Origin of the sequence: Serratia sp. CY76391, from assembly GCF_052166695.1 — a bacterium.
Taxonomy (GTDB): domain Bacteria; phylum Pseudomonadota; class Gammaproteobacteria; order Enterobacterales; family Enterobacteriaceae; genus Serratia; species Serratia nematodiphila.
In genome coordinates this window covers 101482-116444 of record NZ_JBJNOJ010000010.1, presented here as the reverse complement: position 1 = coordinate 116444, position 14963 = coordinate 101482, and the positions used below count along the sequence as shown (strand labels likewise).

The 14963-nt window shown below is 59.1% G+C and carries 12 protein-coding genes and 1 pseudogene; 5 read left to right on the top strand and 8 right to left on the bottom strand.

The window, feature by feature from the left end; genetic code table 11:
- Positions 1–133: 133 nt before the first annotated feature.
- Both ACJ8PN_RS18950 and ACJ8PN_RS18945 read right to left on the bottom strand, forming a co-directional pair.
- Positions 134–1915, bottom strand: a complete 1782-nt coding sequence (locus ACJ8PN_RS18950; RefSeq protein WP_171454550.1) for a hybrid sensor histidine kinase/response regulator — start codon at positions 1913–1915, stop codon at positions 134–136.
- Positions 1912–2544, bottom strand: coding sequence for a response regulator transcription factor (locus tag ACJ8PN_RS18945; protein WP_171454549.1), 633 nt, complete (start codon positions 2542–2544; stop codon positions 1912–1914). The genes ACJ8PN_RS18950 and ACJ8PN_RS18945 overlap by 4 nt, the downstream gene beginning before the upstream one ends.
- A gap of 175 nt (positions 2545–2719) precedes the next feature.
- On the opposite strand from ACJ8PN_RS18945, the gene ACJ8PN_RS18940 reads away from it, so the two are divergent.
- The 4 genes from ACJ8PN_RS18940 (at position 2720) to ACJ8PN_RS18925 (ending at position 7736) form a co-directional block, all read left to right on the top strand.
- A complete protein-coding gene (locus tag ACJ8PN_RS18940) occupies positions 2720–3034 on the top strand; it encodes a lipoprotein (RefSeq protein WP_442535155.1) in 315 nt (104 codons plus the stop codon).
- A gap of 194 nt (positions 3035–3228) precedes the next feature.
- Positions 3229–6306 carry an autotransporter outer membrane beta-barrel domain-containing protein gene (locus ACJ8PN_RS18935; RefSeq protein WP_442535154.1) on the top strand — a complete coding sequence of 1026 codons (3078 nt, stop codon included), beginning with the start codon at positions 3229–3231 and terminating at the stop codon, positions 6304–6306.
- 181 nt (positions 6307–6487) lie between these two features.
- Complete coding sequence (locus tag ACJ8PN_RS18930; protein WP_411261543.1) at positions 6488–7291, top strand: YPO3983 family protein; 804 nt, start codon at positions 6488–6490, stop codon at positions 7289–7291.
- Positions 7284–7736, top strand: a complete 453-nt coding sequence (locus tag ACJ8PN_RS18925; protein ID WP_351109151.1) for a DUF943 family protein — start codon at positions 7284–7286, stop codon at positions 7734–7736. The genes ACJ8PN_RS18930 and ACJ8PN_RS18925 overlap by 8 nt, the downstream gene beginning before the upstream one ends.
- 116 nt (positions 7737–7852) lie before the next feature.
- On the opposite strand, the gene rluF is transcribed toward ACJ8PN_RS18925, so the two are convergent.
- The 3 genes and pseudogenes from rluF to ACJ8PN_RS18910 all read right to left on the bottom strand — a co-directional run.
- Entirely contained in the window at positions 7853–8722 is an 870-nt protein-coding gene (gene rluF / locus ACJ8PN_RS18920) for a 23S rRNA pseudouridine(2604) synthase RluF (protein ID WP_048796715.1), read from the bottom strand.
- Positions 8723–8860: 138 nt separating this feature from the next.
- Complete coding sequence (locus ACJ8PN_RS18915) at positions 8861–9664, bottom strand: aminoglycoside adenylyltransferase family protein (RefSeq protein ID WP_060560462.1); 804 nt, start codon at positions 9662–9664, stop codon at positions 8861–8863.
- A 42-nt stretch (positions 9665–9706) separates the two neighbouring features.
- Positions 9707–10144 (bottom strand): annotated as a pseudogene (locus ACJ8PN_RS18910) (winged helix-turn-helix transcriptional regulator); the annotation flags it as partial.
- Between the two features lie 95 nt (positions 10145–10239).
- Here ACJ8PN_RS18910 and ACJ8PN_RS18905 point away from each other — a divergent pair.
- Positions 10240–11463 carry an MFS transporter gene (locus ACJ8PN_RS18905; protein ID WP_171454546.1) on the top strand — a complete coding sequence of 408 codons (1224 nt, stop codon included), beginning with the start codon at positions 10240–10242 and terminating at the stop codon, positions 11461–11463.
- Here the strand turns inward: ACJ8PN_RS18905 and ACJ8PN_RS18900 are convergent.
- From ACJ8PN_RS18900 to mdtN, 3 genes are all read right to left on the bottom strand, one after another.
- Positions 11460–11885, bottom strand: a complete 426-nt coding sequence (locus ACJ8PN_RS18900) for a GNAT family N-acetyltransferase (protein ID WP_171454545.1) — start codon at positions 11883–11885, stop codon at positions 11460–11462. The genes ACJ8PN_RS18905 and ACJ8PN_RS18900 overlap by 4 nt on opposite strands.
- Positions 11886–11955: 70 nt before the next feature.
- Positions 11956–13920, bottom strand: a complete 1965-nt coding sequence (locus tag ACJ8PN_RS18895; protein WP_171454544.1) for an FUSC family protein — start codon at positions 13918–13920, stop codon at positions 11956–11958.
- A gap of 4 nt (positions 13921–13924) precedes the next feature.
- On the bottom strand, positions 13925–14962 hold the full coding sequence (gene mdtN / locus ACJ8PN_RS18890) for a multidrug transporter subunit MdtN (RefSeq protein ID WP_442535153.1): 1038 nt from the start codon (positions 14960–14962) through the stop codon (positions 13925–13927).
- Position 14963: the final 1 nt, after the last annotated feature.

Here is a 14963-nt window from a genome sequence, read left to right as displayed (position 1 = left end):
CAATGGAACAGCGGGTGGCCTTGGAGTACACGCGTACCGTAAGGCGCTGTATTGACTCCATTGTCACATCGGTCGGATATCCAGCAGCTGCTGTTTAAGCGTTTAATCATGGCCTGATAGCCCTCAATATGCGCTAGCCCGCCCCCCACTGCGTCAGCAGCGCATGCAGCCTGGCCGGCTCCAGCGGCTTGCGCAGCACCAGATAGCCTTCTTGCTCGGCCTCTTGCAGAACTTGCGAGTTGAACTCGCCGCTGACCATCGCGCCGCTCACGTCCGGCAGGCGTTCGAACAATGCCTGCAGGATGTCGAAGCCGCTCTCGCCGGAGCGCAGCCGCTGGTCGCACAGCACGGCGAACGGCGTGAAGCCGCCGTCGACAATGGCGAAGGCTTCCTCGGCGGAGGCCGCGCAGCGCACGGTGATGCCCCAGGTGCTCATCAGGCTCTCCCAGGCGGAGGTCACCAAGGGATCGTCGTCCACCACCAGGCAGGCGCCGCGCAGCGGTGCATAGCGGGTAGGCGTGGCGGTGTTGTCGTAGGCGGCGGCGGTTTCCGGTGCTTTGTCTTCGCCGATGTATTGCGTGAAGCGCATCCAGAAGCGTGAGCCTTTGCCTTCGACGGAGTGCATGCCGTACTTCACCTTCATCAGCTTGGCGCAGCGCGCCACCACCGCCAGCCCCAGCCCGTGGCCGGCGCTGTCGATTTTCCACGCCAGCTCGGGGCGGTAGTAAGGGGAGAAGATTTTGCTTTTCTCTTCGTCGGCGATGCCCACGCCGGTGTCCCACACTTCCACCAGGCACTCAGCGCCGCGCGGGCGGATGGCGATCAGCACGCCCCCCCGTTGCGTGTAGCGCAGGGCGTTTTGGATCAAATTGATCAGCGATTGCCGCACCAGCAGCGGATCGCCCATCACGCTGATGCGCCGTTTGGGCCGCCAGGTGCGCAGCGCCAGGGCGCGGCTGTTGGCCTCTTCGCGGAACAGGGTGACCACCGAGTCGAGCAGAGCGCCGATATCCACATGGGTGGCGGCGGTGCGCACGTTGCCGGATTCGATCTTGCTGAGATCGAGCAGCGAATTGAACATCAAATGCACCGAACGTACGCTCTGCTGCAGATCCAGCAGCTGCGGCGTCAGGCTGTCGTCGCGGTTTTTGTGGATGATGGCCTCGATCAGAAAGCCCATGGCGTGCACCGGCTGGCGCAGGTCGTGGCTGGCGGTGGTCAGGAACTGGTTCTTGTCCAGCAGCGCTTGTTCCGCCTCTTCTTTGGCCTGACGGAACTGCTCCGCCAGGCGCGAGCTTTGTTCTTCGAGCAGCGCCTGCTGAATAAAGAACGCATGCGAGGTTAACGCGTGGCGGTAAATGGCGAAGCCGTACAGCAAGTTCAGCATCAGCACGATGAACATCACGTCTTCCAGCCGCCAGATGATGCCGAGGTTCAGCAGCCCCCAGGAGGCGAAGAAAAAGCGGGTAAAGGTGCTGATGACCGGCGTCAGGTGCGTTGCGTTGGCGGCGACGATCGCGGCGATGCTGATATTGAGCAGCAGAAAAAAGTCAAAGTTATGGGTCTGCGGCGTAATTAAATAGAGTGAGGAGATCCCCAAGCCGTGAATAAAGGCCACCTTATTAATGCGCGGTAGCCAGCGGCGCAGCACGGTGTCTTCATCATTTTCTTTGGCCTCGCGCAGGTAGCGCCGATGCCATATTCTGATCGCCACGGCGCATAGCAGGTAAACCATGATCCAGGCAATGGTTGGGCCAAGTTCATCCCCCAGCAAATAAATCCAGATGGCGAAAGGGATGCCGACGAAAGGCACGGCGGTAAAGCTGAACACCAGCCGCATGAAGGTGTTGTCCAGCAGGCGGATCTGCGCGCGTGGGGAGATGCCATCATTTTGTAAATGCTGGAAAAACCTCATGACGACGGATCCCGTTTGCCGTGCAACAGCGTGATGGCTTCCACCCGGCTGTTGACGCCGATCTTTTTCAATATATTGCTGATATGCTCTTTGACGGTGGGTTCGGAAATAGACAGTTGCGTCGCAATTCTTTTATTTGGCAGGCCGCGCAGCATCATAGTTAATACGTCGATTTGCCTCGGCGTTAAATTGAATTTATTTAAGTGCTCATGATGGCTTTTAACGATGTTTTCATTACCGTCAGGGAACCAATCCTGATTATTATTCAGCGCAAAAACCGCCCTGGCGAATAATTCAGGCGGTTCGTTTTTTAGCACGAATCCATGCCCGCCGGCATTGTTAACTTTCTGCCAGATATCGTTATTCTCGTCGCCGCTGACCACTAAAATCCGCACCTGCGGATAACGTTGTTTTACTTCTTTGAGTAATTTCAACGCCGTACCGGAAGAAAGCCAAAAATCGATCACCAGTAAACGCGGTGGGCCATTTTCCCTAATATGGCGGTAGCAATTCTCTTCATTGGTCACCACATGCGCCTGTTTGAATCGGCAATGCGTGCTGAGAAAATTGGCGATGCCGCTTGCTACCAATGGATGGTCATCAACGACCAACGCATAATCCTGCCCCAAAGGATTCTCCTTTCGCCTTCAAATATCAGATAGGCCTGATGAATTATTATCAACCCTCCCTACTTTAGGAGGGTTTTTTCGTTTAGGAAAGGGAAATATATTATTCGAGGATTTGGATAAGAGAAAACATAAAGCCAATCGGTAATTTTAACTGATTGGTTATAAAGGATAATTTATGAAGAAACCACTTATCGCTTTAACCGTTACGATGATGCTAGCCGGTTGTTCCACCCTGAAAATCGATCAGGCCATTCCATTACTGCAGGCGGAAACCGCCAAAATGCTGGGGCTGGGATCGTCGGACGAAATTACCGTGACCAATGTCAATGGCGCGCAGCCGGATGCGCTGGGCGGCCAAAAACTTTCTTATCGCGCCACCACGGAAAAAGGCCGCATTTTCGATTGCTCGTCGCTGATGATGCCGGGAATTTTAGGTTCGTCGCCGTCGCTGAGCGCGCCGACCTGTACGCCGGTGGTCACGCATAAATAATTCGCTTTGGGGGCGGTATTACCGCTTCCTGGTTTTTCATCGTCGGAGCGTCAGCGCCGGGGGGCAATAAGCTTTTGCTTCGACGATCACTAAACCGGCGTGCGCGAAATAACGCCTCACTTCTCCTCTAGTGTATTGAGTTCCCTATAACAATAAATTTCGCGACATCACGCTAACGAGTACGGAGATAGCCCGTGAATGACAAGACATCGCACCCTTTAGCGGTTAGAACACCGCTTTCCAAACTTTACCTCGCTCTATTTTCCGCGCCGTTGTTGATGCTGGCGCCCGCCGATCTCGCTCGCGCAGACGATGCCATTTTTGACGGCGACTCAAAAATTACCGAATCATTGGCCTACACCGGGGACGTTTACGTCGGCCGTAATCAAAGCGGCAACCTGCTGATCGAGAATGGCAAGATCAGCGCCTATAACATCAATATCGGCCGGATGTTCAACGGCCAAATTCACGACAGCGTGGTCACGGTTCGCGGGCCGAACGCCGAGCTGAACGCGGTGAACGATCAGTTCGTGCTGCGCGGCGGCCTGAATCTGGGGCGGGGCACGCTGCGGGTTGAAGACGGCGCGCTGGCCAGCGCGAAAGAGATCGTGGTCGGCACCACCCGTGGCTACGACAGCCACCTGATCGCCACCGGCGCCGGTTCTCGCGTCGCCAGCAATTTTCTCAGTGTCGGCACCGATTTAGGGGCACGATCCACGCTGGCGATCGAAGACGGCGCGGTGCTGAACACCGCCTTTGACGCGCGCATCGGCAATGGCAGCGGGCCGGGTGAGAGCGATACGCTGAGCCCGAAAGCCACGGTCACGGGGGCCAATTCCCAGTGGAACGTCGGCCGTGCGCTCACGCTCTACGGCGATCTGGACGTGCTGAACGGCGCTGCGGTCAACGTCGGCAACATCCAGGTGGCGGGCGTCTCCGGCGCGCGTAAAACCGCTGAGCTGGTGGTCGCCGGCAACGGCTCGCGCTTTACCAGCGGCAGCAGCGTCAACGTCGGCGATTACGGCAACGGCGTGTTGGCGGTCATGGACGGCGGGACATTCTCCGCCAGCGGCAACGAAGTGGTGCTGGGCAAGACCGGTTCCGGCTCGAACCGCGGCGCGCTGATTATCGGCAGCCGCGGCAATATGGACACCGGCACCGGGTTGACCGAGCCGACGCTCGGCGCGGCGGGCGCCGCAGGCACCATCGATGCCCAGACGGCGATCGCCTTGCGGGGCGGATTGTTCCGCAGCTATGTGTACTTTAACCATACCGACGGCAATTACGTTTTCAGCAACAAGATGAGCGGCGAAGGCGAGGTGATCAACAGCGCCGGGCACACGACGCTGAACGGCGATCTCTCTGGGCTGCAGGCGAACGTCACCGCGCGCGGCGGCAAGCTCATCATCGCCAGCGACATCAATACCCAGAAAGAAGACGACATCTTCGAGATCCAAACCCTCGGCGCCGAGAACGGCGGCACGCTGATCCTGAACGCGACGGCGGGTTCCGACGTCAATAACGGGCTAGGCTACAGCAGCGCCGCCTCGATCAAGGCCGGCGGCACGTTGGGCGGCAACGGCACGCTGGGCCAGACCGAGATCCAGTCCGGCGGCCATATCTCGCCCGGCGACGGCAATATCGGCACATTGACGCTGAAACGCTACCTGAACTTTATCGGCGAATCCTTCTACGACGTTGATATCGCCGGCGACGGCCGCAGCGACCAACTGCTGGTGGCGGGCAAAACCACTATCAGCGATCAGGCCAAGGTGCAGGTGACGGCGCTGGATCCGCAAACCAGCTATAAAACCGGCCAAAGCTACCGCATTCTGACCTCGGACGGCGGCATTGACGGCCAGTTCGCGGCGGCGGTCTCCAAGTCTGCCTTCCTCGATGTGGCGCTGAAGCACAGCGCCAACGCCGTGGATCTGACCATCGCGCAGAAAGACACGGGCGGTGAAAATCCGGGTGGTGAGAATCCAGGCGGTGAGAATCCGGGCGGTGAGAATCCGGGCGGTGAGAATCCGGGCGGTGAGAATCCGGGCGGAGAAAACCCTGGCGGTGAGAATCCAGGAGGCGAGAATCCGGGCGGAGAAAACCCAGGCGGGGAAAATCCGGGGGGCGAGAATCCGGGCAGCGGCAAGCCGGGCATTTTCCAAACGGTGGCTGAGAGCGGCAACCAGTGGAATACCGCCGGCGCCCTCTCGACGCTGACGCAGAGTGGACCTTCGCTGGCACTGTACAACTCGCTGCTGCTGCTGAGCGCGCCGGAAGCGCGCGAGGCGTTCAATCAGCTGTCCGGCGAAGTCTATCCGTCGATGCAGTCTAACCTGATCGCCGGCAGCACCCAGCTGTTCAATGTGCTGAACCAGCGCATGCTGCGCCTGTTCGACAACGACAGTCTGCCGGTACCGCCGTTGGCGATGTCGCTGGTGCAACCGGCGCAGGCGCAAAACAGCGGCGTCTGGGGCCAGACCTTCAGTTCCTGGGGCAGAAACAGCGGCAACGGCAACGTGGGCAAGCTGGATGGCAACACCACCGGCTTCCTGTTGGGGGCGGATCGCAAGCTGGCGGACCATAACGTGCGCATCGGCGGCTACTTCGGTTACAGCCGCGGCGATTATGACGTCGACAGCCGCCGCTCCAAGGCCGATACCGACAACTACCACCTCGGCCTGTATGCGGCCGGGCAACAGGATGCGTTCTCGCTGCGCGGCGCGCTGGGTTACACCTGGCACAAGATTGAAGGCAAGCGCAACGTCGATTTCAGCGGCTTCTCGGATCGACTGAAGTCGGATTACGACGCCAACTCGCTGCTGGCGTTCACCGAAGCGGGTTACCGTTTCGGCCAGCCGGAGATGAACGTCGAACCGTTCATCAACCTGAGCTACATCCGCCTGCATACCGACAGCTTCCAGGAGTCGGGTGGCGCGGCGGCGCTGAGCGTGCGCAATGAAACGATGAACACCTTCTACTCCACGCTCGGGGTGCGCGGCGTGACCGAACTGCCGAAGAACGTCAGCCTTTACGGCTCGCTCGGCTGGCAACATGCCTACGGCGATAAGAACACCTCATCGCGCATGGCGTTTGCCGGCAGCGACGCGTTCGTCACGCAGGGCCAGGCCGTGGATGACAACGTGATGGTGGGCGATATCGGCGTGAGCGTGAAGCTGTCGCGCGCTGCGACGCTGGATGTCGGCTATCAGGGGCAATTCGGCGCCGATACCCGCGTTAATTCGGTCAACGCCAACCTGCGCTGGTCGTTCTGATTTTCCCTCCAGACTTCTCTGGTACTTGCAGGCCCGCTTGATGCGGGCCTTTTTTATGGTGGGCATTAAGTTTCCCGTGAGCCTGCATAAGGGGGCGCTAAGACATTTCCCGATATGAGCAGGGCGGGATTGCCTGTATGATTAATGCTCTTCTTGGTATGGGCAAGGGACTGATTTTCCAATGCGTGAATTGACAAGGCCGTTAACGATTTTCACCAGCAAGAAGCCTTTTAACGACCGTTTTGCGGATGATATGCAATATGGCGATATGGATGAACGTACACTTAAGCAACGGTATCGCTTGGGGCAAGTATCAACGTTTATCGATTGGAGTACTTATAAATCGCCCTATGATCATCCGGCAACGCGAAATATTCCGGCAGCAGGAAAAGAAAAGGCGGTTGCCATGCTTTTTGATGAGCTGAGAGCTGCATCGAGATACTTTTCTTTTACTGGCGTTTATCAAGGCTTGATAGTTAAGCTTTTCAATCACATGCAGTACAATAACGGAACTGACTTTCAAGATGTTCAAATGGATTTAGCCTATAAAAGGCTGATACTGAGCGATAAATCAGAAAATAGTACGCTAATTCGAATTAAAAGTGTTCTCGACACCTTTGACTTTAACTCATATCGGCTGAATAAAGAGGCATTTGCTCTTCAGTTATCACAGAGCCGTTTGCCAAAGTATGTTCGCTGGGAAGACTGCATAAATGGAATGGGAGTCAGTGTGCATGAGGTCAACAGTACAGAGATCAGTGTTGATTCTTTGGTTTTTCAAGGTAATAGATATACTGCCGTGATTAGCTATAAAGCTCAGGATCATTTTGGATTGGATAAAGAAGATATTAGCAAGTTAACGTTTAATTCTATTGGTTTTTTCAGGATTTGGTTTGTACTTCAAAGGTATAAAGAGTTCGCGTTTAGACCCTTTTTCACCAACTTTGGCGCGAAGATAATAGTGACAGGTGAAAACTATGCTTAACAAGAAAAAGGTTGCGTTCTTTTCTTTGGTTGCCGTAGCGGCTTTTTGGTTGGTTTGGGTGCTTGTCAGGCCGGCTAATGTTGTGCGGGTTGATGGTGCTGCTGTTTATGTTCAATACCTTCCGCTGACCACGGAAGGTAAAATATCTTGGTGGAATGATAATAAAGATAAACTTCAGGAAAAATATCATATTATCAAAGACGAGAGTCATTTTACCGTTGCCGTAATGAATTTTGACGGCTATGTTGCCGCTCCGACGGGTAGCAATGATGGAAGTGTCGATGACTATCATTGTTTTGGCGAGGGCGATACCAAGAACAAATGTATCTATAAGGATATAGCGATGATTATTAATGGTGATGCTAATAAAAGGATTTTTATCAGTCTGGATGGGAAGACTTTTGCTCAAGAGCCTGACGGTAAGACCACGCTGTTAAAAAAATAGTGACTCTTACTCTTACCCCCTGATTTTTCCTCGTTTTCAATCAGACTCGTCTGGTGGTGGTCAGGGTTTCGCCCTCGCCAAGCCCGCGCAACGGCGGGCTGAGCAGGGAAGGACGTTTAACGCCCTTTTTTCTTGCGCCCCGGCTGGGTAAAGCGCTTGCGGCCGGCCGGCGCAGCGGCTTTATCGGCGCTTTTCGGTCCGCCGGCGCTCGGTTTTTTCGCCGGGGCAGATTTGGCCGGGGCTTTCTTCGTCGGTTTAGCCTCGGACGAAGAGCCTTCAATCAGCTTGAACAGCTCAATCAGCTCGTCATCGGTCAGATCGCGCCATTCGCCCAGCGGCAAGCCTTTCAGGCTGACGTTCATGATGCGCGTGCGTTCCAGCTTGGTGACCTCGTAGCCGAAGTGTTCGCACATGCGGCGGATCTGGCGGTTCAGCCCCTGCACCAGCGTGATGCGGAACACGAACGGCGCCTCTTTCTTCACCTTGCACTTTTTGGTCACGGTGCCAAGCATCGGCACGCCGGCGCCCATGCCGCGAATAAACTCGTCGGTCACTGGCTTGTTGACCGTCACCAGATACTCTTTCTCGTGATTGTTGCCGGCGCGCAGGATCTTGTTGACCAGATCGCCGTGGTTGGTCAGAAAGATCAGCCCCTGCGAATCCTTGTCCAGGCGGCCGATCGGGAAGATGCGCTTGCTGTGGTTGACGAAGTCGGCGATGTTGTCGCGCTCGCCGTCTTCGGTGGTGGTGACGATGCCGACCGGTTTGTTCAGCGCGATCAGCACCAGATCTTCTTCGTTACGCGGTTCGATCAGCTGACCGTTAACCTTCACGACATCGCCGGCAAATACCTGGGCGCCAACGGTGGCGCGTTTACCGTTGATGAAAACGTTGCCCTGTTCGATGTATCGATCGGCGTCGCGGCGTGAGCAGATGCCGCTCTCGCTAATGTATTTGTTCAGACGAATGGATGAGTTGGTCAGCATGGGATCTCCGTAAAACGCGGACTATACATTACCCGGATGACGCTGCGAAGCGAATCATGCAGGGGGCGGCGGCCATGAACAAAATCCGTCCCTGCATCAATAAGTGCAGACGATAAGTGGTGTCGACAGGCCTGCGTCTTATTGCGATGCTGTTGTCGTCAATAGACTTGCGATCGTCGTTTTGGCATAGCCGATGAATGCTGCCAACGGCTGCTGATGCTGAGGCAGATCATCTATCGCTTGTCCGAGATAAACTCGCCGCGCGGTGCTGAGTACCGGCTGGTGTTCAGATGGCAAGCGTTCCAGCAGCCATTCGGCGGCCACATCTTTGGGGGCGATCCGACCGGTCGCCGCGCTGAACCAGATGCGCGCCAGCGCCAGCACAATGTTGCATTCGTCGCCATGCCAGTCATCAGGCTCGTTCCATTGACTCAGGGTATCGGTGAGCGCGGCGATGAAGTCGCTGCGAGGGACGCTGTCATACAGGAGTTCAAAGGAGGCGCCGAACAGATGTCGATGATGCTGCCGGGCTTTGGTAAGCAGGATCGCCACATCAGGATCCAAGGTGGCGGGGGAGACAATTCCCACCAGCAACTCTTCACGCAGCCATTCGCCAAACTGTAACTCACGTCTTGGCGGATAACGCCAGGGTTTGATGTCGGTCTGTACCAGCACGGTGACTTCCAGCGGGCGAAAAATACTGTCGGCACCTGGCGGAGCCGACACGGTCAGCAAAGCTTTCATGAGGGCGGCCCGAGTGGTTGACATCAGCGGCTTGCTGATGACGACCAAGATGTCGATATCGCTGTTGGGTTTAAGACCGCCATCGACCGCGGATCCATACAGATGGATGCCCAAGAGTGTCTCGCCGAGTTGCTCTGTCAGCACGTTGCATGCGGCGTCGATCTGTGCGGCGATTTCGGTTGGAAGTGTTTCTTTTATCGCTAATTGGGGATTGTTAAAAGACGGCTCAAACCGTTCCCCCACCTTCACCACCCGGGTATTCAGCGGGGTGAGCGTCTGCCCGGCGCTGCCGATCGGCGTCAGGCGCGGTACGGGGCGGCCGCTGTCGCTTTCCACCAGCGTTGAGTGCGCCTCTCCCTCGGCGAACAAATGATCTTCCCCCCACTGGCGCAGGCCGACGATCACCGGAAACAGCGCGCGGCCTTTCTCAGTCAGCACATACTCCTGATAGGCGCTGCCGTCCGCGGCGGGCACGATCTCCAGCACGCCGTGCGTCACCAGGGCGCGCAGCCGGGTGGCAAGAATGTTCTTCGCCATCCCCAGCCCTTTTTGAAACTCGCTGAAACGGGTGACGCCGTCGAAGGCGTCGCGCACGATCAGCAGCGACCACCAGTCGCCAATCACATCCAGCGTGCGCGCTACCGGGCACGGCGCGTCTTCCAGGCTTTTACGTTTCACGGCGTTTATCTCCAGCGACATATTCTGGTTGCATTATAAAACCTCCGCACCTAAAGTTCATTGGGTTTAATTATGAAACTAGATTGAGGTGTGCGATGAGCGACAAACTGCTGGATCCTCCCTGTACGGCGCTGGGGCGCCTGCCGGCCGCCCTGGTGCTGCTGTTGGCCGGTGCCAGCGCCTTTAGCGTGGCCAACGTTTATTATGCGCAGCCGCTGCTGGACGCCATCGCCCGCGATTTTTCCATCAGCCTGGCGGCGGTCGGCATGGTGATCACCGTGACTCAGTTGGGCTGCGCGCTGGCGTTGCTGTTGGTGGTGCCGCTGGGGGATCGGTTGAACCGGCATCGATTGCTGGCGGGGCAACAGATGGGGCTGATCGGTGCGCTGCTGCTGGTGGGCTGGGCGCACAGCGCGCCCTGGTTGCTGGCGGGGATGTTGCTGGTGGGGCTACTGGGCACCGCCATGACGCAGGGGCTGATCGCATTCGCCGCGGCCCTGGCGGCGCCGCAGGAGCGCGGGCGGGTGGTCGGCGCGGCGCAGGGCGGGGTGGTGCTGGGGCTGTTGCTGGCGCGCACTCTCTCCGGCACGCTGGCGGACGTCGGCGGCTGGCGCACGGTGTACTTCTTCTCAGCCGGAGTGACGCTGGTATTGCTGCCGATCCTGTCGCGCCTGCTGCCTGCGCCGCGCATCGCGCCCAGCACGCTGAGTTATCCCGCGTTGCTGCGTTCAATGTTGAGCCTGTTGCGGCATGACCGCACCCTGCAAATTCGCGGCATGCTGGCGCTGCTGATGTTCGGCGCTTTCAGCCTCTTTTGGAGTTCGCTGGTGTTGCCGCTGAGCCGGCCGCCGTTCAACTTCACCCATGCCGCGGTGGGAGCGTTCGGCCTGGTCGGCGCGGTGGGCGCGCTGGCGGCGGTGCGCGCCGGGCATCTGGCGGATCGCGGGCTGGGGCAGGTGGCCAGCGGCGCGTGTCTGCTGCTGTTGACGCTGGCCTGGCTGCCGCTCGGTTTGCTCGGCAGCGGCCTGGTTTGGCTGGTGGCGGGCATTGTGCTGCTGGATCTGGCGGGCCAGGCGATCCACGTGCTGAACCAGAGCATGATCTTCAGCGCCCACCCGCAGTCGCATAGCCGGCTGGTGGGCTGCTACATGCTGTTTTACGCCGTCGGCAGCGGGCTGGGCGCCTTTGCCGGCACCCATATGTACGCCTGGGCGGGCTGGAGCGGCGTCTGCTGGCTGGGGGCGGGCGTCAGCCTGAGCGCACTGCTGTTTTGGCGGCTGACGCTGCGCGGCATGCCGGATGCCGCGGGTAAGAGCTAGCGTGCCGGTGAGTGCATCAGGTAATAATCTTCTTCGCCGTCGTTGCCGGTGGAGATGATGCGCCAGCCGTGTTTGCGGTAGAACGTCAGCGCCTTTTCATTCTTCACCAGGCATTTCAGCGAGCCGGTGGCGGTGAAGGTGGCTTGCGCGGCCTGCAGCAGCGCACTGCCGACGCCGCGCGGCGGCTGATGGGGATCGATATACAGGTTATGAATGAAGTTGTCTTCGCGGTAGATGGAGACGAATCCCAGCAGCACGCCGCCGTCTTCCGCCACCCAAATCGCTTCGCCCAGCGTCGCGCGGTCGAAATCTTCCAACTGATAGTTCGAGGTATCGCGCCAACCGAACGCCGCCTTGCGCGACGCCAGGTACAGCGTGCGCAGGAAGGGGCGATCGGCCTCTTGGTAAGGTCTTATTTGCATGGCATCTCCCGGTGGTTTGTGCTCACTATAGCGCATGGCGCCGGGCGTGCATGGCCACAAACGGAAAATGCTAGGCGTCGCCCCAGGCGGGCAGGCGATTGACTCCGTCGCTCAGCTCCTGAGTCAGGTGGCGCACGGTATCGGCGTGCAGGGCGGCCAACGGTGGATGAAAGTCGGGCGCCCGCAACGCTTGCGGCGTACGTGAAAGCTGCGCCGCATACTCGGCGAGAACGCGCCCGCCCTGACGTTGCACCTCGATCAGCGCCTGGCGTTCCTGCGCGGACAGCGCCGCGCCACTGCCTGCCAGATAGGTGTTGAGCTTTTCGCTGGTCAGCAACAGGCTGCGCGTCTGGTTAAAGATCAGTTGGATATGCCGGGTGAAGCTTTCATGGTTATCGTCCGCCAGCTGCCAGGTGGGCTCCAGCGTCACCCGGGCCACTACCGCTTCGCAGCCCTCGATCTTTTGCCAGATGCCGATGGCGTTTGTGTTCTCGCCGCCGAGGAAGCGCGACAGTTCCCGCAGCACGTTGGCAACCTGCTGCCGCAGTGACTCCCCTTCGTATTCCGGCCACAGCGTGGCGTGAATGAAGGTGGCGAACCCTACCCCCAGCACGATGCCTATCAGGCGATCGCGGATCTCGGTCAGCCCGGTGACCGGGCCGAAGCTTTCCAGCAGCGCCAGAGAAAAGGTGAACAGGATCTGTACCCCGGCATAGCTTATTTTCTCGGAGCCGGCGGCGATCCAGGCGGAGAGGGCGATCACCGGCAGCGTCAGCAGCAGCAAGCCGACGAGGCTGTCGAGGTGAGGCATGATCCACACCACCGAGATCAGCGCCAGCAGGCTGCCGATCGCCGCGCCGCCGAGACGCAGCCGCGCCCGCCGCTGTGTGGCGCCGAGGCTGGGCTGCGCCACGATCAGGCAGCTCAGCATGATGGTATGAATGCCGGACCAATCGACGGCGGTATAAAACACGTAGGCGACCAGCACGGTCAGCAGCGTTTTCAACGAAAACTGGATGTAAACCGGGTTGGTCAGGGCGTCGGGGGTAAAGAAGGGCACTTTCGGCGGCGGCGCGGCCTGCAGGGCGTCGGCGTAGTCGCTGCGGTTGGCGTAGACCTGCAGGAGGCCGGCCATTTCATTGAGCGGCGCCGGCACCTGCGGATCGTCGCTGCCGGCGATCGCGACGGAAAATCGCAGCGCGCTGTCGTGGCTTATCGCGGTTTGCAGTGCGCGGCAGGCGGCATCTATCTCTTGCGCCAATTGACGCGCGGCCGCGCCGAAAGCCGGCGGCAGCTGGTAGGCCAGGATATTGAGCTGTAACACCAGGGTGATCAGCGCCAGATAACCGGGCTCGTTGGCACGGCAGCGATCGCTGCGCATCACCGAAAAGCGCAGCAGCTTATGCAGCTCGGTGGCGTGCTGGGAGATGGCGCTCAGATCGCGCGTCTCGCCGCCGTTGATCAACATAGCGCGGGTTTCGTCCAACACCGCGTTCATCCGGCCCTTTAGCTGTTTCAGCGGTTCGGCCGGCAGCAGCAGGGTATTAACGATCAGGGTGAGCAGGATGGCGTAGTTGATCGCCACCCATACCCACAGCACCAGCCGTATCACCACTTCCGCCTGCGGAGTGAGATCGACAAAGCTTTGCGTGTAGATCACCACCAGCGCCATCAGGAAGAACAGCACCCCAACCTTGGTCACCCGCATCAGGAACACGCTGAGGAAAAATAGCGCACTGGAGAGCAAGATGCGCAGCATCGGGTAGTCGTAGGTGAACTTCAGCACCAGGATAGCGGCGCCGATCGCCAGCGTGGAGCTGACGAAAAACAGGATGCCGATTGCGCGGGTGATCACGATATTGGACTGCGTGATAAAGAAGACAGCGATCAGCGACAGCGCCAGCCACGGTACCTGCAGCGTCTGCGAGATCACGATGGCGATCGCGCTGGAGAGCAGGGCGCGGATCACCAGGTTTATGCGGCTGTCCGAAGGGCGCAGCTCGTCGATCAACCGGGACAGCCAGCCGCGAGACATCGTTTTATTCTTCATGGCGCAGGTTCAGCTTGGCCACCGCCGAAGCGCCCACGCGGAACAGCGCCGGGTTGGGGGCCTCTACCGCGATCTTGACCGGGAAGCGCTGAGAAACGTGCACCCAGTTGATGTTGCGCGACACGTTGGGCAGCCCGCCCAGCACGGTGCCGCCGTCGTCGGGCTGCACGCCGTAGCTGACCGACTCCACCTTGCCGCTGAAGGTCTGGCCGGCGTCGCTCATTAAATACAGCGTGGCCGGCACGCCGGGATGCACGCCTTTCAGGTCGGTTTCGCGGAAGTTGGCGACCACGTACCAGTGGCGGGTGTCGATCAGCGTGAACACCGGTTTGGCGCTGGAGGCATATTGGCCGACGGTGGTTTTCAGGGAGGCGATGCGGCCGTCGAACGGCGCTCGCACCTCGGTGAACTCCAGGTTCAGTTTGGCGATGGCGATGTCGGCCTGCACTTCGGCGCGCTGCGCGACCAGGGCTTCGACGCCGCTGACGGCGGCTTCCGCCTGTTTCGCCTGCAGCAATGCGGCCTGCAGTTCCGCCTGCGCCGAGCGCTGGGAGGTGCGGGCGGTTTCCACTTCTTCCGCCGAAACGTAGTTCTTGCCGAGCAGCTTCTGCCGGCGGTTGAGGGTGTCGGTCGCCTGCGCCACCAGCGCCTGCGAGCGTTTGACGATGGCGTTCATCGATTCGGCGTTGTACTGCTGCGCGTTGACCGAACGCTGCGTCAGTTTGATCTGTTCATTCAGCGTGATCAGGCGCGCTTCGCTGGCCGCCAGCACGTCCTGGTAAGGGCGCGGATCGATGCGGAACAGCAGATCGCCTTGCCGCACTTCCTGGTTGTCGCGGATCGGCATCTCGACGATGCGGCCGTTCACCTCCGGCACTACGTCGATGGTGTCGGCATAGGCGTAGGCATCGTCGGTAGTGGGGGCGTTTTCCACCCGCCAGACGACGACGGCGGCCACGATGAGCGTCAACGCCAGGATGGTAAGCACCAGCAGTCTGCGCTTGTTGGAGGTTTGTGGTTGGGTCATG